Origin of the sequence: Streptomyces venezuelae (assembly GCF_008642355.1) — a bacterium.
Lineage (GTDB): Bacteria > Actinomycetota > Actinomycetes > Streptomycetales > Streptomycetaceae > Streptomyces > Streptomyces venezuelae_B.
Genome location: NZ_CP029193.1, coordinates 5,898,189 through 5,920,841 on the forward strand (window position 1 = coordinate 5,898,189; position 22,653 = coordinate 5,920,841).

At 70.9% G+C, this 22,653-nt stretch carries 20 protein-coding genes; 11 read left to right on the forward strand and 9 right to left on the reverse strand.

Features of this window, described 5'->3' with window-relative positions; all coding sequences use genetic code 11:
* Positions 1 to 126 precede the first annotated feature (126 nt).
* From DEJ47_RS27370 to DEJ47_RS27395, 6 genes are all read left to right on the forward strand, one after another.
* The gene (locus DEJ47_RS27370; protein ID WP_150172600.1) at positions 127 to 693 is read left to right on the forward strand and encodes a hypothetical protein; all 567 of its coding nucleotides are present in this window, start codon (positions 127 to 129) and stop codon (positions 691 to 693) included.
* Between the two features lie 159 nt (positions 694 to 852).
* Positions 853 to 1,698, forward strand: a complete 846-nt coding sequence (locus DEJ47_RS27375) for a DUF4097 family beta strand repeat-containing protein (RefSeq protein ID WP_150172602.1) — start codon at positions 853 to 855, stop codon at positions 1,696 to 1,698.
* Between the two features lie 571 nt (positions 1,699 to 2,269).
* Positions 2,270 to 3,247 (forward strand): ATP-binding cassette domain-containing protein, encoded by a 978-nt coding sequence (locus tag DEJ47_RS27380; RefSeq protein WP_150175901.1) that lies wholly within the window; start codon positions 2,270 to 2,272, stop codon positions 3,245 to 3,247.
* Positions 3,244 to 4,098: an ABC transporter permease gene (locus DEJ47_RS27385; RefSeq protein WP_150172604.1), complete on the forward strand. Its 855-nt coding sequence runs from the start codon at positions 3,244 to 3,246 to the stop codon at positions 4,096 to 4,098. Before DEJ47_RS27380 ends, DEJ47_RS27385 begins: the two co-directional genes overlap by 4 nt.
* A gap of 475 nt (positions 4,099 to 4,573) precedes the next feature.
* Positions 4,574 to 6,166, forward strand: a complete 1,593-nt coding sequence (locus tag DEJ47_RS27390) for an acyl-CoA carboxylase subunit beta (protein ID WP_150172606.1) — start codon at positions 4,574 to 4,576, stop codon at positions 6,164 to 6,166.
* A 21-nt stretch (positions 6,167 to 6,187) separates the two neighbouring features.
* Positions 6,188 to 6,382, forward strand: a complete 195-nt coding sequence (locus DEJ47_RS27395) for an acyl-CoA carboxylase subunit epsilon (RefSeq protein ID WP_150172608.1) — start codon at positions 6,188 to 6,190, stop codon at positions 6,380 to 6,382.
* Between the two features lie 113 nt (positions 6,383 to 6,495).
* On the opposite strand, the gene DEJ47_RS27400 is transcribed toward DEJ47_RS27395, so the two are convergent.
* Positions 6,496 to 7,383 carry a LysR family transcriptional regulator gene (locus tag DEJ47_RS27400; RefSeq protein ID WP_150172610.1) on the reverse strand — a complete coding sequence of 296 codons (888 nt, stop codon included), beginning with the start codon at positions 7,381 to 7,383 and terminating at the stop codon, positions 6,496 to 6,498.
* Positions 7,384 to 7,499: 116 nt separating this feature from the next.
* Between DEJ47_RS27400 and DEJ47_RS27405 the strand changes: the two genes are divergently transcribed.
* Positions 7,500 to 7,889, forward strand: coding sequence for a tautomerase family protein (locus tag DEJ47_RS27405; RefSeq protein ID WP_150172612.1), 390 nt, complete (start codon positions 7,500 to 7,502; stop codon positions 7,887 to 7,889).
* A gap of 64 nt (positions 7,890 to 7,953) precedes the next feature.
* Here DEJ47_RS27405 and DEJ47_RS27410 read toward each other — a convergent pair whose 3' ends face one another.
* The 8 genes from DEJ47_RS27410 to DEJ47_RS27445 all read right to left on the reverse strand — a co-directional run bounded on the left by DEJ47_RS27410 (position 7,954) and on the right by DEJ47_RS27445 (position 18,579).
* Positions 7,954 to 8,538 carry a GTP-binding protein gene (locus DEJ47_RS27410; RefSeq protein ID WP_030361923.1) on the reverse strand — a complete coding sequence of 195 codons (585 nt, stop codon included), beginning with the start codon at positions 8,536 to 8,538 and terminating at the stop codon, positions 7,954 to 7,956.
* Positions 8,519 to 9,109 carry a DUF742 domain-containing protein gene (locus DEJ47_RS27415; RefSeq protein ID WP_150172614.1) on the reverse strand — a complete coding sequence of 197 codons (591 nt, stop codon included), beginning with the start codon at positions 9,107 to 9,109 and terminating at the stop codon, positions 8,519 to 8,521. The genes DEJ47_RS27410 and DEJ47_RS27415 overlap by 20 nt, the downstream gene beginning before the upstream one ends.
* Positions 9,110 to 9,203: 94 nt before the next feature.
* Entirely contained in the window at positions 9,204 to 9,617 is a 414-nt protein-coding gene (locus DEJ47_RS27420) for a roadblock/LC7 domain-containing protein (protein ID WP_055564496.1), read from the reverse strand.
* A 10-nt stretch (positions 9,618 to 9,627) separates the two neighbouring features.
* The gene (locus DEJ47_RS27425) at positions 9,628 to 12,732 is read right to left on the reverse strand and encodes a nitrate- and nitrite sensing domain-containing protein (RefSeq protein WP_150172615.1); all 3,105 of its coding nucleotides are present in this window, start codon (positions 12,730 to 12,732) and stop codon (positions 9,628 to 9,630) included.
* Between the two features lie 339 nt (positions 12,733 to 13,071).
* Entirely contained in the window at positions 13,072 to 13,662 is a 591-nt protein-coding gene (locus DEJ47_RS27430; protein ID WP_150172618.1) for a GTP-binding protein, read from the reverse strand.
* Positions 13,643 to 14,044: a DUF742 domain-containing protein gene (locus tag DEJ47_RS27435; protein WP_150172620.1), complete on the reverse strand. Its 402-nt coding sequence runs from the start codon at positions 14,042 to 14,044 to the stop codon at positions 13,643 to 13,645. The genes DEJ47_RS27430 and DEJ47_RS27435 overlap by 20 nt, the downstream gene beginning before the upstream one ends.
* A gap of 140 nt (positions 14,045 to 14,184) precedes the next feature.
* Positions 14,185 to 14,598, reverse strand: coding sequence for a roadblock/LC7 domain-containing protein (locus tag DEJ47_RS27440; protein WP_030787430.1), 414 nt, complete (start codon positions 14,596 to 14,598; stop codon positions 14,185 to 14,187).
* A gap of 9 nt (positions 14,599 to 14,607) precedes the next feature.
* On the reverse strand, positions 14,608 to 18,579 hold the full coding sequence (locus DEJ47_RS27445) for a nitrate- and nitrite sensing domain-containing protein (protein WP_190415589.1): 3,972 nt from the start codon (positions 18,577 to 18,579) through the stop codon (positions 14,608 to 14,610).
* A gap of 576 nt (positions 18,580 to 19,155) precedes the next feature.
* On the opposite strand from DEJ47_RS27445, the gene DEJ47_RS27450 reads away from it, so the two are divergent.
* The 4 genes from DEJ47_RS27450 (at position 19,156) to DEJ47_RS27465 (ending at position 22,595) form a co-directional block, all read left to right on the forward strand.
* Entirely contained in the window at positions 19,156 to 19,356 is a 201-nt protein-coding gene (locus DEJ47_RS27450) for a hypothetical protein (RefSeq protein WP_150172624.1), read from the forward strand.
* A gap of 79 nt (positions 19,357 to 19,435) precedes the next feature.
* Positions 19,436 to 20,224, forward strand: a complete 789-nt coding sequence (locus DEJ47_RS27455) for a fumarylacetoacetate hydrolase family protein (RefSeq protein ID WP_150172626.1) — start codon at positions 19,436 to 19,438, stop codon at positions 20,222 to 20,224.
* Entirely contained in the window at positions 20,217 to 21,695 is a 1,479-nt protein-coding gene (gene gltX / locus DEJ47_RS27460; RefSeq protein ID WP_150172628.1) for a glutamate--tRNA ligase, read from the forward strand. Before DEJ47_RS27455 ends, gltX begins: the two co-directional genes overlap by 8 nt.
* Before the next feature lie 171 nt (positions 21,696 to 21,866).
* Positions 21,867 to 22,595 carry an HAD family hydrolase gene (locus DEJ47_RS27465; RefSeq protein ID WP_150172630.1) on the forward strand — a complete coding sequence of 243 codons (729 nt, stop codon included), beginning with the start codon at positions 21,867 to 21,869 and terminating at the stop codon, positions 22,593 to 22,595.
* Positions 22,596 to 22,653: the final 58 nt, after the last annotated feature.

Here is a 22,653-nt window from a genome sequence, read left to right on the forward strand (position 1 = left end):
CGCGATGGCGTCATGGAGCGCGAAGGGTGGCCTGACCTGTGGAAAGAGGGTGACGGGGTCCGGTTGGCGGCGCGTGTAGCGCCATTGGCGGTTGCGATGGCGCCATGATGGTGCCATGATGGCGTCATGAACCTCACGCAGTACGTCGATCAGCTCCGGCAGGAACTCGCCGTGGCCGCCGAAGCGGGCGGGGACGAGGCGCGAGCCCTGGCCGAGCGACTCACCGCCCCGCTGGAGTCGGCCGCCCGGCTCACCCTGCTGAACGCGCTCTCCGCCGCCGCGGACGAGATCACCGTCGACCTGGCGCCCGGCTCGGTGGACGTACGACTGCGTGGCCTCGACCCGGAGTTCGTGGTGACGCCGCCGCCCGCCGGCGAGCCGTTCGACGCCCAGGCCGAGTACGCGGCGCTCATGGCGGCCCGGCCGACGCCGCCGCCCCCTCCGCCGCCGGGCACGCCCGATGCGGTGGACGACGGCGGCACCGCCCGCGTCAACCTCCGTCTGCCCGCGCACATCAAGTCGCGTGTGGAGGAGGCGGCGAACCGGGACGGCCTCTCCGTCAACGCGTGGCTCGTCCGCGCGGTGTCCGGCGCGCTGGACCAGCCCGACGGGCGGGGCGGCCGGGCGGGTTCGGGGGGCGGTCGCCGCGAGACCTGGAACTCCGGGACGGGGTTCACGGGCTGGGTGCGGTAGCGCGGACGCGCCTTCCGTGAGTGTCCGCACTCGCCCTGCTCCTCCGCCTACTGCCCACCCGTACCGGCGCTGCCACGCCGGTACTCCCACCGATACTTCCCAACAGCCTCCGCTTGCCGAGCCCTTGAGGACTCGGCGAGCCCTCAGGACGGGACAGCCATGCCTTCTTTCGACAGCCCGAAGCCCATCAGCGCCACCGTCACCCTCAGGGTCGGGACGCTCCGGATCACCGCCGGGGACCGTACGAACACGGTCGTCGACGTACGGCCGAGCAGCGCGACGCAGGACGCGGACGTCAAGGCGGCCGAGCGCACCCGCGTCGAGTTCGCCAACGGCAAGCTCCTGGTCAAGGGGCCCAAGGACCGCCCCATGTTCGGCAAGGGGCCGTCCGTCGACGTGGACATCGTGGTGCCGACGGGATCCGGGGTGCACGCCACGACCGTCATGGCGCACGTCTCCGCCGAGGGCCGCCTCGGCGACTGCGAGATCAAGACGTCGGCGGGTGACATCCAGCTCGAACGGACCGCTGCCGCGAAGCTGACCACGGGGTACGGCGACATCTCCCTCGGCCGCGCGGACGGGCAGGTCGACGTCTCCACGTCCTCCGGCGAGGTCCGTGTCGGCGAGGTCAAGGGGACGGCCGACATCAAGAACTCCAACGGCGTCATCGTGTTGGGCGACATCGAGGGCGACATCAAGGTGAAGGCGTCCAACGGCTCCGTCACCGTCGACCGCGCGGCCGCCGCCGTCAGTGTGAAGACGGCCAACGGGGCGGTACGCCTCGGGGAGGTGGCCCGCGGCGAGACCGTCGTCGATTCGGCGGCGGGCAAGATCGAGATCGGTATCCGCGAGGGTACGGCGGCGTGGCTCGACGTACGCACGAAGGCGGGAACGGTCAGCCAGGCGCTGGAGGAGTCGGGCCCCTCGGCGCCGGACGAGCCGGCCGACACGCTGAAGGTCCACGCCCGCACGGGAATCGGCGACATCAGGATCCACCGCGCGTGATGCGCGCGGCGGGGCCAGGGATCTGATGTGCCCTACGGGTATACGGTTCCGGCCCGGCGCCCCCCGAATGTTCCCCCGGGCTGCCCCGACCCGGCCCCACTCGTTGGAGGCTGATCACGGCCAGCTGATACACGCCTCCAGCCGGTACTCGCCACCAGCCGGTGCTGCCCCCCCCGCCAGGGCGGCCTCCGTCCAGCAGGTCGGACCCGGGCCACCCGGCCCGCCCCGGCCCCGGCCCCGGCCCGAACCCCGCCTGCCGGCGCCGCCCCTCCCGGGAGTCGAACGTCCACCCGCGACGGCCTCCCTTCGCGACCTCCCCGGCCCCTTGAGCCGTCCCGGGGCCGCGCCGCGCCCCGGTCGAACCTCACCGCAACCTCCGCCCGGAAACCCTCCGCCCGGAGACGCTCCGCCCGGAAGCCCCCGCCAGGGAGCCGCCCTCCCACACCCGGAATCCCGGCGCCCCGCCGCGCCGCTCCCAGTCGTACCCACAAGCCGTGCATCCCCGGCGAGGTCCCTGAGGCCCGCCCCGCATCCCCGCCCAACGCATTCCCCGACCCGAGAAGGACCGGACATGCCCACGCACCCCGACCCCCGCCACGCCCCACGCCCCTCAGCCATCACAGCCACCGACCTGCGCAAGGCCTACGGCCGGAAAACCGTGCTGGACGGGATCGACCTCGACATCCCGCAAGGCACGATCTTCTCCCTCCTCGGCCCCAACGGCGCGGGCAAGACGACCGCCGTGCAGATCCTCTCCACGCTCATCCCCGCCGACGCCGGAGAAGCCCGTGTCGCGGGGCACGACCTGGTGCGCGAACCCGACGCCGTGCGTGCCGCGATCGGCGTCACCGGGCAGTTCTCCGCCGTCGACAACCTCCTCACCGGCGAGGAGAACCTGACGCTCATGGCGGACCTGTACGGCTTCGGACGACGGCAGGGCCGGCACCTCGCCGCCGAACTCGTCGAGCGGTTCGACCTGGTCGAGGCCGCGCGGAAGCCCGCCGCGACGTACTCCGGCGGCATGCGGCGCCGGCTCGACATCGCGATGACCCTCGTCGGCAACCCGCGCGTGATCTTCCTGGACGAGCCGACCACCGGTCTCGACCCGCGCAGCCGGCACGGCATGTGGGAGATCGTCCGGCAGCTCGTCGCCGACGGTGTGACCATCTTCCTGACCACGCAGTACCTGGAAGAGGCCGACCAACTCGCCGACCGCATCGCCGTGTTGAGCGGCGGCAAGCTCGTCGCCGAGGGCACCCCCGACGAGCTGAAGCGTCTCGTCCCCGGCGGCCACGTCCAGCTCCGTTTCGCCGACCCCGCCGGTCTGGACGAGGCCGCGCGGCTGCTCGGCCTCGGCAGCAGGGGCGAGGACGACCTGACCCTGCACGTCCCCAGCGACGGCAGCCTGAAGTCCGTCAAGGCGGTGCTCGACCGCGTCGAGGCCACCGGCATCGAGGTCGAGGGGCTCACGATCGACACCCCCGACCTGGACGACGTCTTCTTCGCCGTGACCGGCCACCCCGACCAGGAGAAAGCGACGACCCGATGAGCACCGTCACCACCCCCGCCACCACGACCACCTCGGCGGTCACCCGGACCCACGTCCCCGCCCCCACCTCCGCGCTGCAGAACTCCCTCACCATGCTGCGCCGCAACCTCAGACACGCCCGCCGCTACCCGGCCATGACGATCAGCCTGGTCAGCATGCCCATCGCCATGCTGCTGCTGTTCAACTACGTCTTCGGCGGCACGATGTCCGCCGGGATGGACGGCACGGGAGGCCAGGGCTCCGGCGACTACATCGACTACCTCGTCCCCGGCATCCTGCTCATGGCCGTCGGCTCCGGCGTCCTGCCCACCACGGTCGGCGTCTGCACGGACATGACCGAGGGCATCGTGGCCCGGTTCCGCACCATGCCGATCAACGGCTCCTCGATCCTCACCGGCCGGGCCGTCGGCGCCGTCATCCAGACGATGCTCACCATCGTCTTCGTCATCGGCGTCGCCTTTCTGATCGGTTTCCGGTCCGGTGCCGAGCCGATCGAGTGGGCCGCGTCGGCCGGTCTGCTGATGCTCATGAGCACCGCCCTCACCTGGCTCGCCGTCGCGCTCGGCCAGCTCGTCAAGGCACCGGAGGCGGCGAGCAGCGTCGCCCTGCCCTTCTCCTTCCTGCTGCCCTTCCTCAGCAGCGTCTTCGTGCCGCTCGACTCGATGCCGGGCTGGCTGCGCCACTTCGCCGAATGGCAGCCGTACACCGCCTTCACCGAGACCCTCCGCGGGCTGCTGACCGGCACCGAGATCGGCAGGTTCGGTCCGCTCGCGGTGGGCTGGGGCGTCGCCATCGCCCTGCTCGGCTTCCTCTGGGCGCGCTCCCTGTTCAAGCGCGGCGCCACGCGCTGAACCCGCACGACCTCGGACCCCGCGGAGCCACGGGGGTGCCTCGCGGAGAGGGCCGCGCGACGACAGCGTCGCGCGGCCCTCGGCTTCTGTACGCCGCGTCCATCGATCTCCGCCGGTTGTCGGTCCTCGCCAACTCGGCGAAGGCACGGACCGCGCCCGCCAGTGTGCTCGTACGGCAGCGGCGCAGAGGCGCTACGGTGCATGTGAGCGAGCCGCCGCGCACCGGAGAATCCCTTGAGCGCACCTGGAAAGGCCTGCGCGGGCCGCCGCTGTGACGTGACTCTCGGCCGACCGAGGGCGCCGTTGGCCCTGACGCTGCATACTGTTTTGTGGAAACCCCATAACTTCGGGCGGCCTGAGCCGTCACTTCTTCATGGCTCTGGCCCGCTTCTGTCCGGGGGTGCCAGGAAAACGGCCCGGAGACTGTTCATAGTCGACGGTCCGTTTCCCGGGGCGCCCTCCGTAAGGTCGCTACATGACCGTTTTGGACGAGACCGCTTCCTCCGGGGGCGAGCCCACCGACTCGCGCGGCCGCGTGGCCGAGCTGCACGAGATCCGTGCGGAGGCACTGCGCGGGCCGAGCGAGAAGGCGACCGAGGCCCAGCACGCCAAGGGCAAGCTGACCGCCCGCGAGCGGATCGAGCTGCTCCTCGACCCCGACTCGTTCAACGAGGTCGAGCAGCTGCGCCGGCACCGGGCCACGGGCTTCGGCCTGGAGGCCAAGAAGCCGTACACGGACGGTGTCATCACCGGCTGGGGCACGGTGGAGGGCCGCACGGTCTTCGTCTACGCCCACGACTTCCGCATCTTCGGCGGCGCGCTCGGCGAGGCGCACGCCACGAAGATCCACAAGATCATGGACATGGCCATCGCGGCCGGTGCCCCGCTGGTCTCCCTCAACGACGGGGCGGGCGCCCGTATCCAGGAGGGCGTCTCGGCGCTGGCCGGCTACGGCGGCATCTTCCAGCGCAACACCAAGGCCTCCGGTGTCATCCCGCAGATCAGCGTGATGCTCGGCCCGTGCGCGGGTGGCGCGGCGTACTCGCCCGCCCTCACCGACTTCGTCTTCATGGTCCGCGACACCTCGCAGATGTTCATCACCGGCCCGGACGTCGTCCGCGCGGTGACCGGCGAGGAGATCACGCAGAACGGCCTCGGCGGCGCCGACGTGCACGCCGAGACCTCCGGCGTCTGCCACTTCGCGTACGACGACGAAGAGACCTGCCTGGCCGAGGTCCGCTACCTGATCTCGATGCTCCCCTCCAACAACCGGGAGAACCCGCCGGTCCACGAGTCGGAGGACCCGGTCGAGCGCCGCTCGGACGTCCTCCTCGACCTGGTCCCCGCGGACGGCAACCGGCCGTACGACATGACGAAGGTCATCGAGGAGCTCGTCGACGACGGCGACTACCTGGAGGTCCACGAGCGCTGGGCGCGCAACATCATCTGCGCCCTGGCCCGTCTCGACGGCCAGGTCGTCGGCATCGTCGCCAACCAGCCGCAGGCACTGGCCGGTGTCCTCGACATCGAGGCCTCCGAGAAGGCCGCGCGCTTCGTGCAGATGTGCGACGCCTTCAACATCCCGATCCTCACCCTGCTCGACGTGCCCGGCTTCCTGCCCGGCGTCGACCAGGAGCACGGCGGCATCATCCGCCACGGCGCCAAGCTCCTGTACGCGTACTGCAACGCCACCGTCCCGCGGATCTCGCTGATCCTGCGCAAGGCGTACGGCGGCGCGTACATCGTCATGGACAGCCAGTCGATCGGCGCGGACCTCACGTACGCGTGGCCGACCAACGAGATCGCGGTCATGGGCGCCGAGGGTGCCGCGAACGTGATCTTCCGGCGTCAGATCGCGGCCGCCGAGGACCCCGAGGCGATGCGCGCGCGCATGGTCAAGGAGTACAAGGCCGAGCTGATGCACCCCTACTACGCCGCGGAGCGTGGCCTGGTCGACGACGTCATCGACCCGGCCGAGACCCGCGAGGTCCTCATCAAGTCCCTCGCGATGCTCCGCAACAAGCACGCCGACCTGCCCTCGCGCAAGCACGGCAACCCCCCGCAGTAGCCCACAAGGAGAACGCTGCAGATGACACCCCCCGACATCCGCGTCGAGAAGGGCCACGCCGAGCCCGAGGAGGTCGCGGCCATCACCGCGATCCTGCTGGCCCGCGCCGCGGCCCAGCCCGCCGCCGCTCCCGCCCGCCGCGGCCGCGACAAGGCCGGCTGGCGCCGCCTGGAGCGCACCCCGGGCTTCCGCGCCCCGCACAGCTGGCAGGGCTGACGCACACAGCACGGACGAGGCCCCTGTCTTCCTTCGGGAGGGCGGGGGCTTCGCCGTGCCCCGTCAGGGGCGCGGAGAACTGCGCGGCCAGCCCCCTGCGGCCCGCGGACGGATCACCGCCCCGAGGCGAGAACGCCCTCCGCCAGGAGCCCGACGGCGGACTCCGCCAACGCACGCACGGCCGGATGCCGGGCCCGCCCCCGTGGCCCGCTCAGAACCAGCCGCCGCGCGGCCCGCGGCGACACCGGCACCAGCACCAGATCCGCCGGCAGCAACGGCCGCGCCACCTCCGACAGGACCGTCACCCCGATGCCCGCCTGCACCATGCCGATCAGCGTCGCCAGATCGCGGACCCGCTGCGCCGGAGCGAACCGCAGGCCCGCTGACTCATGCAGCGCGCGCACCCGGTCCTCGCAGCCACCCGGCGAGATCAGGAAGTCGTCGTCCGCCAGGTCGCGCACGTCGACGACCGGCTCGGCCGCCAGCGGGTGGTCGCGGGGGAGCAGGGCGCGATAGCCGTCGACGGCGAGCCGGACGCCGGGGCCCGGCGGCGGGTCGACCAGGACGGCGGCGTCCGCCGTGCCGTTCTCCAGCCAGCCCGTGATCTCCGCGCTGTCGCCCTCGAAGACCCGTACCGTGACGTGCGGGCAGCTCTCCCGCCAGTGCGCCGTCAGGGTCGGCAGCAGGCCCTGGGAGACCGTGGGCGTCGCCGCGAGCCGCACCGTACCGGTCAGGGTGCCCGCCGCGTCCGCCGCCGCCTCCTCGACGCCCCGCACCGCCGACAGCGCGCCCCGGGCGTACGGCAGGACGCGCTCCCCGAGCACCGTCGGGCGGACCCGGCCGGAGCGGACGAGCAGCGGCCCGGCCACCTCCCGCTCCAGGGACGCCACCGCGTGCGAGACCGCGGACTGGCTGACGCCCAGCTCGTCGGCGGCCGCGCCGAAGCCGCCCGCGTCGACGACGGCGACGAAGGCTCTGAGCTGCGGAAAGTTCACGGTCATGAGGCGGCCTCATAGGGCGGTGAGGGTGCTGCGTTGGCTCCATCGTGCCGGACGGGGCGAGGGTGGCTCCCGTGCCGCCCCACCAGGCGGGACGAGGAGCGAACCCGAGGAGAGCCATGCCCCACATCCGAGCCACCGTCACCGGCCCCGACCTGCCCGCCGACATCGCCCGCGGCCTCGCCGAAGGTCTGACCGGGCTTGCCGTCACCGCGCTCGGCAAGTCCGCCGAGCGCACCATCGTCCACCTGGACCCCGTCCCCGCCGACCGCTACTACGTGGCCGGAAAACCCCTGGCCGACGGCGCCCGCGACGTGCACCTGGAGGTCAGTATCACCGCGGGCACCAACAGCGCGGCGGAGAAGGCCGCCTTCGTCTCCGGAGCCGCCGTGTTCCTGACGGAACTCCTCGGCCCGCTCGCCCGCGGCGGCGTCGCCCTCCACGAACTGCACCCCGAGAGCTACGGCTACCAAGGGGTCACCCAGCTCGCGTACTACCGCGGAAACTGACAGGGGCCCGCACGCCGAAGCGTGCGGGCCGTCGTCCGCGTACGAAAAAAGGGTGGGACGACCGCTACCGAAGCCGCGCCATCAGCGCGTGCTCGACCAGGGTGATCAGCGCGCTCTTCGCGTCCGCGCGGTGTCGTGCGTCGGTCGTGATGATCGGGGTGTCCGGTCCGATCTGGAGTGCTTCGCGTACTTCGTCGGGGGTGTAGGGCTGGTGGCCGTCGAAGCCGTTGAGGGCGATGACGAAGGGGAGGCCGGAGTTCTCGAAGTAGTCGACGGCGGGGAAGCAGTCGGCGAGGCGGCGGGTGTCGACGAGGACGACCGCGCCGATCGCGCCACGGACGAGGTCGTCCCACATGAACCAGAAGCGGTCCTGGCCGGGTGTACCGAAGAGGTACAGGATCAGGTCCTGGTCCAGGGTGATGCGGCCGAAGTCCATGGCCACCGTGGTGGTGGTCTTGTCGCCGGTGTGGGTCAGGTCGTCGATGCCCGCGGACGCGGACGTCATGACGGCCTCGGTGCGCAGCGGGTTGATCTCAGAGACCGCCCCGACGAACGTGGTCTTGCCCACGCCGAAGCCGCCCGCCACCACGATTTTCGCGCTGGTGGTGGAGCGGGCTGTTGCTCCTCCGCTAGAGCTTGCGAAGTCCACTGAGCACCCTTTCGAGCAGTGTCACGTCTGGCTGGCCGCCGGCGGTCTCGTCGCCGCCGGGCTGATGGATGGCGACAAGTCCGGCCTCCGCCAGGTCGGCTACGAGGATCCGGGCGACGCCGAGGGGGATGGAGAGGAGCGCCGAGATCTCGGCGACCGACTTGATCTCCCGGCACAGATTGCAGATCCGCTGATGCTCGGGCAACTGGCCCTGCAGCTGATGCGGTTGTGCCGTGGTGTGCACCAGCGCCTCGATGGCGAGCTGGTAACGGGGCCTGGTGCGGCCGCCCGTCATGGCGTACGGGCGCACCAGGGGGTTGTTCGCCGACCCCGCGGGCGCCGGTTCGGGGGCGCGCCGCTGGGGTTGCACGGGCTGGATGCGGGGCGCGTGCGCCGGGTTGCCCTGGTCGTACGGGCGCGGCCCCGGCTGCTGGGGCTGCGCGTACGGCGGGCGGCGGTGGCTCGGAGCGGAGGGGAAGTTGTACCTGTTCGGACCGCCGTCGTGCTGGCCGCCCTGGCCGTGACCAGGGGACCAGTTCGCCGATGACGAACCGTCTGGGGGTGTTGCCACGTTGCTTCCTCCTCCAACTGTGCCGGGCACCATCACTGTGGAGCCGCGTCCCGAACCTTACGGCCACGAGGCGCGAAAACGCACCGTCTGTCTGTTAGTTGAGCAGGCTCCCCTGGAGCTCCGCGCGGAGGTCCGGAGTGAGAACCGTGCCCGCGCGATCGACAAGAAGTGCCATTTCGTACCCAACGAGACCGATGTCCGCATCCGGGTGGGCGAGAACGGCGAGTGAGGAGCCGTCGGAGATGGACATGATGAAGAGAAATCCTCGCTCCATCTCCACAACGGTCTGGGTCACGGAGCCGCCCTCGAAGATCCGGGACGCCCCGGCGGTCAGCGAGGTCAGGCCCGAGGCGACGGCCGCGAGCTGGTCCGCACGGTCGCGGGGGAAGCCTTCGGACATCGCGAGGAGGAGTCCGTCGGCGGAGACCACCACCGTGTGGGACACCCCGGGGGTGTTGTCCACGAAGTTGGTGATCAACCAGTTCAGGTTCTGCGCCGCCTGGCTCATCGGGCTCACACTAACGCTCCTGGTTGTAGGTGCTATCAGGGCTGAAGCCCTGGCCATTCGTGTCACTTCCTGCGGTGCGGCCCCGCTGGACGCCGCGGCGCAGGTTGCTCAGCCTGCCCCGTACGTCCTCGGGGTCGCGGGAGACCTGGGGGCCGCCCTGTGGGGTCTGTTCCGCGGTGCCCTCGACCAGATTGGCCTTGGGCACTCGCCGCGGGAGCCCGGACGCGGTGACCCCGCCCGCCTTCGGCTCCTTGAGGCGCTCGGCTCGCTGCCAGCGCTCGTCGTTGGACGAACGCCAGTCGTCCCGGCCCTCGCTCGCGGCGGGAGAACCGCCGTTGCCGTTTCCGTTGCCGTTCGCGCCGGAGGAACCCCTGCGGGGGAGGCCCGCGTCGGTCATGTCGTGGACGACGGACGGCGCCGGACCCGGCCGCTCGAAGCCTACGCGCTCGGCGTCGGCCGTGTGGCCCGCCTGCGCAGATTCCGTTTCCTGGCCGTACTCCGGCTGGTAGCCGTCGGCGGAGGGCCAGTCATCCTGACCGGAGCGCTCCGGATAGGCGATCTGCTGGTCCTGGTAGTACTGCTGCTCCGCCGGATACTGCTCGGCCTGGTACTGCTCCTCGCGGTAACCGTCCTCGGCGTACTGCGCGGTCGGGTACTGCCCGGTGGCGTACTGCTCGTTGTCGTACTGCACGCCCTGGTCGTATGCGACCTGCTGCTGCTCGTCGTAGGCCGGGGCCTGCTGCTCGTAACCGCTCTGCTGGGGCTGCTGCGGTTCGACCTCGTCGCGGAAGAGCGGACGGTGGGCGCCGGGCTGCTGGGCCTGCGCCTCCAGCGCCGCGCGGCGCTCCTCGCGCATCAGGGAGCGGCCGACCGGGTCGAGTTCGTGCTGCGGCTCGGAGCCGTCACCGTGGTAGCGGCTGTCGTCGAAGCCCAGCTCGGCGGCGGTGCGCATCGGCTCGGGCGCCAGCGCCTGCTGCTCAGGGATGATCGAGGAGACCGTGAACTCGGGGTCCTGCGAGGCGTGCTCGCCACCGCCACCGTGCGTGATCGCGTCCGGCAGCATGACCAGCGACGTGGTGCCCGCCTGCTCGCCCGAGGGGCGCAGCTGCACGCGGATGCCGTGCCGGTCGGAGAGCCGGCCGACCACGAACAGGCCCATGCGCTGCGAGATCGCCGCGTCCACGGTCGGCGGGTTGGCCAGCTTGTGGTTGATGTCCGCGAAGTCCTCGGCGGTGAGGCCGATGCCCTTGTCGTGGATCTCGACCATGACGCGGCCGTCGGGCAGCCGGGTCGCGGTGACCCGCACCTTGGTCTGCGGCGAGGAGAACGTCGTCGCGTTCTCCAGGAGCTCGGCGAGCAGGTGCACGAGGTCGGTCACGGCGAGGCCGTGGATCTCGGCCTCCGGCACGCCCTCCAGCTCGATGCGCTCGTACTGCTCCACCTCGGAGGAGGCGGCGCGCAACACGTCGACCAGCGGGACCGGCTGGTCCCAGCGGCGGCCCGGCTCCTCGCCGGAGAGGACGAGGAGGTTCTCGCCGTTGCGGCGCATGCGGGTCGCCAGGTGGTCCAGGCGGAAGAGGTTCTCCAGCTGGTCCGGGTCGGCCTCGTTGTTCTCCAGGTCGGTGATGAGGGTCAGCTGGCCCTCGATCAGCGACTGGTTGCGGCGCGACAGGTTGGTGAAGATCGCGTTGATGTTGCCGCGGAGCAGCGCCTGCTCGGCGGCGAGCCGCACGGCCTCGCGGTGCACCTGGTCGAAGGCGCGGGCGACCTCGCCGATCTCGTCCGTGGAGTTGATCGGGATGGGCTGCACGCGGGTGTCGACGCGGCCCGGGTCGGTGCGCGACAGCTGGTCGACCAGCATCGGCAGGCGCTGCTCGGCGATGCCGAAGGCGGCGGTGCGCAGCCGGCGCATCGACTTGGACATCTGGCGCGCCATCATCCCGGCGAGGATGAAGGCGGCGAGCAGCGCGAGCACCACGATGGCACCGGTGATGTACGCGTTGCGCTGGGCGGTGGCGGCGATGTCGGACGCCTCGTCCACGGCCTTGTCGGCGAGGTCCGACTCGATGGTGCGGTAGGCGTCGAACTTGGCGGTGGTGGTGGCCCACCAGGCCTTGGGCGTGATGCCCTTGCCGGCCAGCTCGACGCGCGCGCTCGGCTGGGTGCTCGGCATGGTGGCGATGGCCGCGACCATCTTGTCCTGCGTGAGGGCCGGGCCGCCCTGCTTCTCGGCGGCGGCCGCCAGCTCCTTCTTCGCCTCCTCCAGCTTGCGGACGTCCTCGGGGGTGCCGCCGCCGGTGTACTCCTCGATGGCGATGCGCTCCAGGTAGGCGTACGAGGAGAACGAGGTGCGCTGGAGCGTGAACGAACCGGTGCCGGGGCCCGGCTCGACCAGGAGGTGTGTGCCGATGGACCGCTGCAGGGAGAGCGCTGCCTTGGAGAGCGAGATCGCGTAGACGGTGCGGCCGTAGCTGGTGATGTTGCCGGTGCCCAGACCGAGCTCGTTGGCGAACTCCATCAGCGGGTGCTGGATGGCGACGTAGCCCTCTTCGGTCTTCACACCCGGAAGCTTGGTGGTGTACGCGGCCTGGCGCAGCGGGGCGAGCTTCGGCTCGACCTTGCGGAAGGCGTCGAGACGACGGTTGAGGCCTTCCTTGTCCGGCATGCTCTCCGCCGCGGACTTGAACTCGGCGGCGGCCCGGTCGGTGGCCTTGCGGGCCTTGACGACGACCGGGTCGTTCCGCTTGCCGCGCAGCAGGGGAGCGGCGGTGAGGTCGCGCTCCTCGATCAGGCGGTTTCCGTAGTTCAGCGACGCCCGCACCAGGCGGGCGGTGCTCTCGGCGTCCTGGGCCTCGCTCCAGGTGTCGATGGAGCCCTTCACCTGGAAGCCGCCCATGACGAGACCGACGAGCACGGGTATGAGCAGGATCGCGTTCAGTCTGGTCGGCACGCGCCAGTTGCGGGGCGACATCCGTCCGCCGGAGGGAGCCGGGGACTCGTTGCCGGAGGCCGCGCTCACGTCAACGGGGGACGCCGCTGTGCGCGGCGGCGGGGTGAAGTTGCCCCGCGTGTCCCCGGTGGGGGATGCCGCGGGGCTCGGCTTGCTTCGCCTCACTCGACCAACAACCTCTCGGCGGCGGCACTCACGTCGTGCCGCTGTCGTCTCCAAGGCCCGTGCTACTGGGCAGTTCAGCGCATTCCAGCACGTCAGGGGCTGCTCTTCCAAACAGTGAGATGCGTGACCTCCGAGTGGTGTAAGCCTCAGATAAAACGGTCATAAAGAGCGAGCCCCGCCAAAAGGCGGGGCTCTTGTGAGCACAGCGACACCAGGTGAACGCGACGCGTGTCTGTCACCGGGCAATTCTCTGTCGAAACGTTATGAACACCGGGACCGGCCGTGTCAAAGGACACAGATCCCTCCAAGTCGACTACGGCAACTACCGTATGGACCTGCCTACTTGAGACGTGCCATAAGTGCGTGCTCGACCAGCGTGATCAAGCCACTCTTTGCGTCCGCACGGTGTCGTGCGTCGGTCGTGATGATCGGCGTACCGGGTCCGATCTGGAGTGCTTCGCGTACTTCGTCGGGGGTGTAGGGCTGGTGGCCGTCGAAGCCGTTGAGGGCGATGACGAAGGGGAGGCCGGAGTTCTCGAAGTAGTCGACGGCGGGGAAGCAGTCGGCGAGGCGGCGGGTGTCGACGAGGACGACCGCGCCGATCGCGCCACGGACGAGGTCGTCCCACATGAACCAGAAGCGGTCCTGGCCGGGTGTACCGAAGAGGTACAGGATCAGGTCCTGGTCCAGGGTGATGCGGCCGAAGTCCATGGCCACCGTGGTGGTGGTCTTGTCGCCGGTGTGGGTCAGGTCGTCGATGCCCGCGGACGCGGACGTCATGACGGCCTCGGTGCGCAGCGGGTTGATCTCGGACACCGCCCCGACGAACGTGGTCTTGCCCACGCCGAAGCCGCCCGCCACCACGATCTTCGCGGAGGTGGTGGAACGGGCAGCGTCCGTGCCCGAACCGCTAGAGCTTGCGAAGTCCACTGAGCACCCTTTCGAGCAGTGTCACGTCAGGCTGGCCACCGGCGTTCTCGTCGCCGCCGGGCTGGTGGATGGCGACGAGCCCGGCCTCGGCCAGGTCCGCCACGAGGATCCGGGCCACGCCGAGCGGCATCGCGAGCAGGGCCGAGACCTCGGCCACCGACTTGACCTCACGGCACAGGTGGCAGATCCGCTGGTGCTCGGGGAGCAGCCCCATCAGCTGGGCCGGGTCGGCCGTGGTGCTCACCAGCGCCTCGATCGCGAGCTGGTAGCGGGGCCGGGTCCGGCCGCCGGTCATCGCGTAAGGACGCACCAGCGGCTGGTCGCCCTCCATTCCGTACGAGGCATCGCCGTACGGGTTGTGAGAGGCGGTGGGCGGGGTCATGGATCCTCCGGGCGGGACAGCAGGTCATCTGCGTGTGCCGTCTGACAGAGCCGGTGGGGGCAGTGTGGCGGCCGGACGGTTGGTCAGTACGTTCGGTCGGTGGGGCGGCCGAAGGGTGGGGCTTCGGAGCGTGCTCCGGGCTAGTGGAGCAGGCTGCCCTGCAGCTCGGCGCGGAGGTCCGGGGTGAGGACGGCACCCGCGCGGTCGACGAGCAGGGCCATCTCGTACCCGACGAGGCCGATGTCGCACTCGGGGTGCGCGAGCACGGCCAGGGACGAGCCGTCCGAGACGGACATGATGAAGAGGAACCCCCGCTCCATCTCCACCACCGTCTGCGTGACGGTGCCGCCCTCGAAGATCCGGGAGGCGCCCGCCGTCAGCGAGGTCAGCCCCGAGGCGACCGCGGCGAGCTGGTCGGCGCGGTCGCGCGGGAACCCTTCGGACATGGCCAGAAGGAGGCCGTCGGCGGAGACCACGACCGTGTGGGACACCCCAGGGGTGTTGTCCACGAAGTTGGTGATCAACCAGTTCAGATTCTGTGCCGCCTGGCTCATCGGACTCAACTAACGCTCCTGCTGGTGAGTGGGGCGAGGGAAACTACCGGTCTGGCCGGTGCCGGCCTGGCGACCCTGCTGGATGCCCCGACGGAGATTCGTCAGCCGGCCGCGTACTTCTTCCGGTGCACGCGAAACCTGCGGACCTGTGCTGTCCTGCTGCTGCTGTGCCGTGCCCGCGACCAGGTTGGCCCGCGGGACGCGACGCGGCAGTCCGGATGTGGTGACGCCGCCCGCGGAGGGCTGCCGGACGCGCTCGGCCTGGCGGCCCAGCTCGTCGTTCGGGGAGGAGCGCCAGCCGCCGGGCATGCCCGCGCCGTTGGTGCCGTTGGCGCCGCCCGGGTTCGCGGGCGCGGCGGCCGGGTCCTGGCGCTGGGGGCGCGAGGGCAGCGGACGCTGCGGCATCTCGGGGGCCTGGTGGCGCGCGGACTCGGGAGCCTGGCGCGGACCGGCGTCGGCGGCCGTGCCGCCGTGCTGCTGATCCTGTCGCGCGGGCTGCCGGTTCCGGTGCTCGTTCCGGTGCTCCTGCTGGTCCTGCTGCGCGGGCTGCTGCGCCGCGTGCTGGCTCTGCGGGTTCTGCCGCTGGTTCTGCTGCTGCTGGAACCAGTTGGTCTCCAGCGTGTCGAACAGCGGCGTACGTCCGTCGTCCGGGCCACCCGGCGGCAGGGGCTGCTGCGGGTTCAGCGGGTCCTCGTGCTGGGTCAGCGGGTCCTGCTGCTGGTTCAGCCGGTCCTGCTGCGGCGCCTGGCCCACGCCCTGGCCCTGGCCCTGCTGCTGCGGGAGGCCCTGGTTGGGGTCGCCCTGGCCGCGGCGGGGGGCCGGCGGACGCGGCACGGTGTAGTCGGGGTTCTCCCGACCGCCCTGCTGCGGCGCGAAGTTGTTGCCCTGGTCCTGCTGCTGGTTCTGCTGTTGCTGCTGATTCTGGTGCTGCGGCGCGGCCGGACGGCCGGGCTGCTGGCCGCGCCGGGGCACGCCCGTGCCGCCGAAGACGTCCGAGCGGACGAACTGGCCGGTCGAGCCCGCGTCCTGCGGCGCGCTGGTGCCGGGCGGCGGACCGTCGAAGTCCGGGCGGGCGAACTCCGCGGTGGAGCCGGGGCCCTGCCGGTCGTCCGCGGCGGCCGTGGGCTGCGGGAACTGGCCGCCGGCCTCGTGCTCCTCGTGACCCCGGGGGGTGTCGAAGGGCTCGCGCGACACCTGCGGCTGCGCGTTCTCGTCGCTCCAGCTGGGCACACGCGGCTGCGGGTTGCCCCCGGGCAGCTCGGCGCGCGGCCCCCCGCGGGGCGGCAGCTGGGGCCTGCGACGCTGCTCACCGGCGTCCGACGGCGCGTCCATGGCGTTCGTACGCTGCTGGGGCACCGGAGGCTGCGGCGCGTTGTCGCCACGGCCGGCTTGGGGCTGACCGGACTGACCGGGCTGACCGCCCTGCGGCTGGTTGTTGCCCTGTCCGCGTACCGGCTGGTTGCCCTGCGGCACCATCGGCTGACCGCTCTGGGGGCCGCCGGCCTGCGGACCGCCCGGCGGACGCTGCTGTCCGGTGTCACGCGAGGGCAGCGCGGCGCGCGGACCCGTGCCCGCGACCTGCTGGCGCGGCGCACCGGCACCGAGCAGCCCGGGACCACCCTGGCCACCACCGGGTCCACCGGGACCGCCGCCGAGCGCGGGACCGCCGCGACCGGGGCCACCGCCCTGGCCGGGGCCACCGTTGCCACCGGGGCCGACACCGCGTCGCGCGGCAGCGGCACCCGCGGCGGCCTGAGCCGCGGCGGGACCGCCGGTCGCGCCGGGCTTGCCCGGCATCTTCTTGCCCTGGGCGACGTCGACGGGAAGCATGACCAGCGCGGTCGTACCACCGGAGTCGGACGGGCGGAGCTGGATGCGGATGCCGTGGCGCTGCGACAGACGGCCGACCACGAACAGACCCATGCGGCGCGAGACCGAGACGTCCACGGTGGGCGGCGACGCGAGCCGCTCGTTGATCGCCGCGAGGTCCTCGGGGGAGAGGCCGATGCCGGTGTCGTGGATCTCGATGAGGACGCGCCCGTCGGGCAGCGCGTGACCGGTCACCTTGACCTTGGTCTGCGGCGAGGAGAACGACGTCGCGTTCTCGAGCAGCTCGGCGAGGAGGTGCACGAGGTCGTTGACGACGCGTCCGGCGACCTCGGTCGCGGGGACCGAGGAGAGTTCGATGCGCTCGTACTGCTCCACCTCGGACGCGGCGGCACGCAGCACGTCGACGAGCGGGACGGGCCGGGTCCACCGTCGGCCGGGCTCTTCACCGGCGAGGACGAGGAGGTTCTCACCGTTACGGCGCATGCGCGTGGCGAGGTGGTCGAGCTTGAAGAGCGAGGACAGCTGGTCCGGGTCGGCCTCGCGCGACTCCAGCTCGGAGATGAGCGAGAGCTGGCGCTGGATGAGGCCCTGCGAACGGCGCGAGAGGTTGGTGAACATCGCGTTGACGTTGCCCCGCAGAAGGGCCTGCTCGGCGGCGAGGCGGACGGCCTCGCGGTGCACGTCGTCGAAGGCCGCGGCCACCTGGCCGATCTCGTCGCGCGAGTGCACACCCACGGACTCCACCGACGTGTCCACGTCCTGCGGGTCCGACTCCGAGAGCTGCTTGACCAGCTCGGGCAGGCGGTCCTGGGCGACCTTGGTCGCGGTGTCCTGGAGGCGGCGCAGCGAACGGATCATGGACCGGGCCACGACGAACGCGCCGACGAGCGAGACGCCGAGCACGAGGAGGATCAGCGCACCGTTGAGGATGGCCGACTGCTCCGACTCGTTGCGCAGCTCGCGAGCCTTCTGCTCCATCTCGCCGAGGAGCGTCAGCTCGATCTTCGCCATCGCGTCGATCTTGGTCGTGTCGTTGTCGACCCAGTCCTTGTAGGACCGCTTGTCCTGGAGCTTGATGCCGCCCTCCTGCTCGAGGACGCGCTTGGCGTACTCGTTGGCGGCCTTGACCGCGGGGTTGCCGCCGTCGATGGGCTTGGTCAGCTCACCGGCGTTGCCCGCGTAGATCTTGCTGAAGGTCTGGAGCTCCGAGCGCTCCTTCTCGTTGGCGCTGAGGCCGAAGGTGCGGTCGGTCTCGGAGATCTTGCCGTAGTCGCTGTCGTTGGCGGGCAGGGCCGCGGCGATGATCGCGCGCTGGACGGACGCGTACTCCTTGGCGGAGGAGAAGGCGGCCAGCGAACGGGTCCGCTGGATCATGTCCGGGTTGCTCGTCGCCTGCGCCATGTCCTGCGACAGCTTCAGGAGCTGCTCGACGAGCTGGCTGTAGGCCTCGACGGTCTGCGAGGTGGACTTCTCGTCCTGGAAGGCCTTCTTGCGGACGTCGTTGATGCCCTGCAGCTGCTGGGTGATCTGGACCGCGCTGTGCCGGACGCCGAGAAGGCCCTTCTCGCCGTCGGTGTCGTTGAGGTCCTGGGTGCCCTGCAGGAAGTTCCGGTAGACGCGGTCGGTCTTGTCCCGCGCGCCCTTGACCGTGTAGTCCGAGGCGCTCGCGCCGTGCGCGAGGGGACCCGCCGACTTGTCGCGCTCCTCCTGGAGCGCGGCGGCCAGCTCCGTGGCCTGCTTGGTCATCTCGGTGAGCAGCTTCATGTTGTCGAGCTGCTCGATCTCGTCCAGGGACGAGTTGATGCGGAGTGCGCCGAGCGAGGTCGCGGTGATCACGGGGAGCGCGAGCAGCGAGACCAGACGGGTGGAGATGCGCCAGTTGCGCAGGGCTATTCGGGAGCCGGGGCCGGGGGGCGTCGCGGCTCCGGACGCGGTCTTGCCCTTGCTCTTGCCCTTGGCCGGGGCGGCCGCGGGGCCGCTGCCGACGGCACCTTGGCGCGCGGCGCCGGGGCCGCTGTCACCGGGTGAGCCCGGGCCGGGGTTCTGGGCGTGCTGGGGCGAGGAGCCGCGCTCCGGCTCCGCCGGAGCATCCCCTCGGCCGCGGTCGGCCTGGGGAGACCCCTTGCCATCCCTCTTGAAACGTCCCTGCACTAGCGTCGCAACCTCTGGACCAGGCGTCCTGCCGGGTAACGGCGGGACGGTGTCGGCGTCGTGGGGCGGCAAACGCCCCATGGGTGGTCGTGAGTGACCGGCGCTTGCTCCCCCTCCCCGCCGCCACTCGGCGCTGCGTTGCGCCCCTGCGCGCCGGTTCGATCCCGCGGCGGTCCCGGGAATTCCAGCACAGTGCCGGATCTCCAACAAGGCCCGTGTGTCGCGGCGCGAGCTACGTGACACGTTGTGAGTGCCGAGTTACGAGACGTAGAAAGTGATCTAGTAAAAAACGGACTCATCCCCACAAAGTTCCTACCGATGAGGGGTGTCCCAGTCTTCATGATCAGGAGCGGAATGATGCCTTCAGTGGCGCAATGTCCGTTTCCGAGTGGTCGACTCCGGGCCTGGATTGACCCTTTTGTCCGCTACCTCGTGAGCAAACTCACACGAAGATCATGGCGTCTTCCTGACTTTGGCCGGGAATTGGATGTTTAGCCTGACGCTTTACAGGGATGGCGAATCCGACAAGCCGCGTCTCGTTCGCGCGACGCACAACCGACAAGGTCCGAACAGCAGATGAAGACTGTGCAGTCGACGATGTTCCGCAACATAGCCAACCCGCGCCGCACCACTCTCGCGCACCTCACCGACGCGGACGAGCTCCAGACCGCGGCCGACCGCCCGGAACACGCCGTCGAACTCCCGACGCAGACCGCCAACCCCCGGCGCACGATCCTCATGGACGCCCCGGAGCAGCCCACCCCCGTGGCGGGCTGATCACGGGAGGTCGGACCCCCTTGCCGCGTTAGCCTGGAGCGTCAGACTCCACCCATTCCAGCAAGGGGCCGAGGCACACGTGCGCATCGCCAGGTTCTCCATCGACGGCAACGTCGCCTTCGGCGCGGTCGAGGGCGAAAGTCCCCCCGGAACGACCGACGGACTCGTCCTCGACATCATCAAGGGCATCCCGTTCGCGGACTTCGAGCTCTCCGGCACGAAGGTCCCGCTGAGCAAGGTCAGGCTGCTGCCGCCGGTGCTCCCCAACAAGGTCGTGGGCATCGGCCGCAACTACGCCGACCACGCGGCGGAACTCGGCAACGAGGTCCCCGACGTCCCGGTCGCCTTCTTCAAGCCGTCCACCTCCGTGGCGGGCCCCGGCGACGCCATCGTGTACCCCTCCTTCTCGCAGGAGGTGCATCACGAGGCCGAGCTCGCCGTCGTCATCGGCCGCATGTGCCGCGAGGTCCCGCGCGAGCGCGCCCGTGACGTCATCCTCGGCTACACCTGCGCGAACGACGTCACCGCGCGTGACGTGCAGAAGCGCGAGAAGCAGTGGGCCAGGGCCAAGGGCTTCGACACCGCCTGCCCGCTCGGCCCCTGGGTGGAGACCGACCTCGACCCCTCCGACCTCACCATCCAGTGCACGGTCAACGGCGAACAGCGCCAGCTGGGGCGTACGACCGAGATGGTCCGCTCCGTCGAGGACCTGATCGTGCACATCTCCGAGGCCATGACGCTGCTCCCGGGCGACGTCATCCTCACGGGCACCCCGGCAGGGGTCGGCCCGCTCAACGTCGGCGACGAGGTCGCCGTCACCATCGAAGGCATCGGCACTCTCACCAACAGGGTGATCAAGCGTGGCTAACGCGACCCCCGTACGCGTACGGTTCTGTCCCTCGCCGACCGGCAACCCCCACGTGGGCCTGGTCCGCACCGCCCTCTTCAACTGGGCCTACGCCCGGCACAACGAGGGCACCCTGGTCTTCCGCATCGAGGACACCGACGCCGCTCGCGACTCGGAGGAGTCGTACGAGCAGCTCCTCGACTCGATGCGCTGGCTGGGCTTCGACTGGGACGAGGGCCCCGAGGTCGGCGGCCCGCACGCGCCGTACCGCCAGTCGCAGCGCATGGACATCTACAAGGACGTCGCCGCCAAGCTGATCGACGGCGGCTACGCCTACCCCTGCTACTGCACCACCGAGGAGCTGGACGCCCGCCGCGAGGCCGCCCGCGCCGCCGGCAAGCCGTCCGGGTACGACGGCCACTGCCGCGACCTCACCGCGGAGCAGATCCAGGCGTACGAGGCCGAGGGCCGCAAGCACATCATCCGCTTCCGGATGCCCGACGAGGCCACGACCTTCACGGACCTGGTCCGCGGTGAAATCACGGTCCAGGCCGAGAACGTCACCGACTACGGCATCGTCCGCGCGAACGGCGCCCCGCTCTACACGCTCGTCAACCCGGTCGACGACGCGCTCATGGAGATCACCCACGTCCTGCGCGGCGAGGACCTGCTCTCCTCCACCCCCCGCCAGATCGCCCTCTACAAGGCGCTGATCGAGCTGGGCATCGCCAAGGGCATCCCCGAGTTCGGCCACCTCCCGTACGTCATGGGCGAGGGCAACAAGAAGCTGAGCAAGCGCGACCCGCAGGCTTCGCTCAACCTCTACCGCGAGCGCGGCTTCCTGCCCGAGGGGCTCCTGAACTACCTGTCGCTCCTCGGCTGGTCGTTCTCGGCGGACCAGGACGTCTTCTCGATCTCCGACATGGTCGCGAAGTTCGACCTCGCGGACGTGAACGCGAACCCGGCCCGCTTCGACCTGAAGAAGGCCGAGGCGATCAACGCCGACCACATCCGCATGCTGGACGTGAAGACCTTCGCCGAGGCCTGCGAGCCCTGGCTGAAGGCCCCGCACGCCAACTGGGCGCCCGAGGAGTTCGACGAGGCCGCCTGGCAGGCCATCGCGCCGCACGCGCAGACCCGCCTCAAGGTCCTCTCCGAGATCACGGACAACGTCGACTTCCTGTTCCGCGCGGAGCCGGTCTTCGACGAGCCGTCCTGGACGAAGGCGATGAAGGAGGGCTCCGACGCGCTCCTGCGCACCGCCCGCGCCAAGCTGGACGCGGCCGACTGGACCTCCCCCGAGTCCCTCAAGGAGGCCGTCCTGGCCGCCGGTGAGGAGCACGGCCTCAAGCTCGGCAAGGCCCAGGCCCCGGTCCGCGTCGCCGTCACCGGCCGCACCATCGGCCTGCCCCTCTTCGAGTCCCTGGAGATCCTGGGCAAGGAGAAGGCGCTCACCCGCATCGACGCGGCCCTGGCGAAGCTGACCGCGTAACCGGCCCCGTGCCGACGAAGGACCCGGGAAGCCTGACGGCTCCCGGGTCCTTCGCATACCGTCGTAGACATGCCGATCAAAGCCGTGGTCTGGGACATCGACACTGCGTTCTTCGGGGGATAACCCCCGAACCCCCAGCCGGGAGCCGGGACTGCGATTACCGTCGTAGACATGCCGATCAAAGCCGTGGTCTGGGACATCGACGACACGATCTTCGACTACGCGCGCGCCGACACCACCGGCATGCACGCGCACCTCACGGCCGAGGGCCTCCTGGAGCGGTACGAGTCGGCGGAGCGGGCGCTGGAGCGGTGGCGGGAGCTCACCGAGCGCCACTGGACCCGCTTCGGCGCCGGGGGAGTGACCTTCCAGGAGCAGCGCCGCGACCGCGTACGCGACTTCATGGACGCCCCGGACCTCTCCGACGACGACGCCGACGCCTGGTTCCAGCGTTACGTCGGTCACTACGAATCGGCCTGGTCCCTCTTCCCCGACACCCTCCCCGCCCTGGACGCGCTCGCCGGCGAGTACCGCCACGCGGTGCTCTCCAACTCCGCGCTGGTCGTCCAGGACCGCAAACTGACCGTCCTCGGCGTACGCGACCGCTTTGAGGCCGTGCTGTGCGCCGCCGACCTGGGCGTCTCCAAACCCGCCCCCGAGGCGTTCCGCGCCGTCTGCACCCACCTCGGCCTCCCGCCCGCGGAGATCGCCTACGTCGGCGATCAGCCGGAGATCGACGCCAGGGGCGCCAGGGACGCGGGCCTGCTCGGAATCTGGCTCGACCGCGGCGGCGCGGCGGGGGAGGGACCGTCGGGCGTGCACCGCATCCGGGACCTCTCGGAGCTCCCCGCGCTGCTGCGTGCGGATACCCGTTTTGGAGCGCCGTCCACCTTCGGGTAATGTTCTTCCTGCGCCGCCCGAGAGGGCCGAAAGGTCCGGCCGGGAAGCGCAAGTCAAA

Excerpts from the sequence above, each read along its gene's own strand:
- DEJ47_RS27370 (WP_150172600.1), top strand. The coding sequence starts at position 127 with ATGAACCTCACGCAGTACGTCGATCAGCTCCGGCAGGAACTCGCCGTG.
- DEJ47_RS27375 (WP_150172602.1), top strand. The coding sequence starts at position 853 with ATGCCTTCTTTCGACAGCCCGAAGCCCATCAGCGCCACCGTCACCCTC.
- DEJ47_RS27380 (WP_150175901.1), top strand. The coding sequence starts at position 2,270 with ATGCCCACGCACCCCGACCCCCGCCACGCCCCACGCCCCTCAGCCATC.
- DEJ47_RS27385 (WP_150172604.1), top strand. The coding sequence starts at position 3,244 with ATGAGCACCGTCACCACCCCCGCCACCACGACCACCTCGGCGGTCACC.
- DEJ47_RS27390 (WP_150172606.1), top strand. The coding sequence starts at position 4,574 with ATGACCGTTTTGGACGAGACCGCTTCCTCCGGGGGCGAGCCCACCGAC.
- DEJ47_RS27395 (WP_150172608.1), top strand. The coding sequence starts at position 6,188 with ATGACACCCCCCGACATCCGCGTCGAGAAGGGCCACGCCGAGCCCGAG.
- DEJ47_RS27400 (WP_150172610.1), bottom strand. The coding sequence starts at position 7,383 with ATGACCGTGAACTTTCCGCAGCTCAGAGCCTTCGTCGCCGTCGTCGAC.
- DEJ47_RS27405 (WP_150172612.1), top strand. The coding sequence starts at position 7,500 with ATGCCCCACATCCGAGCCACCGTCACCGGCCCCGACCTGCCCGCCGAC.
- DEJ47_RS27420 (WP_055564496.1), bottom strand. The coding sequence starts at position 9,617 with ATGAGCCAGGCGGCGCAGAACCTGAACTGGTTGATCACCAACTTCGTG.
- DEJ47_RS27435 (WP_150172620.1), bottom strand. The coding sequence starts at position 14,044 with ATGACCCCGCCCACCGCCTCTCACAACCCGTACGGCGATGCCTCGTAC.
- DEJ47_RS27440 (WP_030787430.1), bottom strand. The coding sequence starts at position 14,598 with ATGAGCCAGGCGGCACAGAATCTGAACTGGTTGATCACCAACTTCGTG.
- DEJ47_RS27450 (WP_150172624.1), top strand. The coding sequence starts at position 19,156 with ATGAAGACTGTGCAGTCGACGATGTTCCGCAACATAGCCAACCCGCGC.
- DEJ47_RS27465 (WP_150172630.1), top strand. The coding sequence starts at position 21,867 with ATGCCGATCAAAGCCGTGGTCTGGGACATCGACGACACGATCTTCGAC.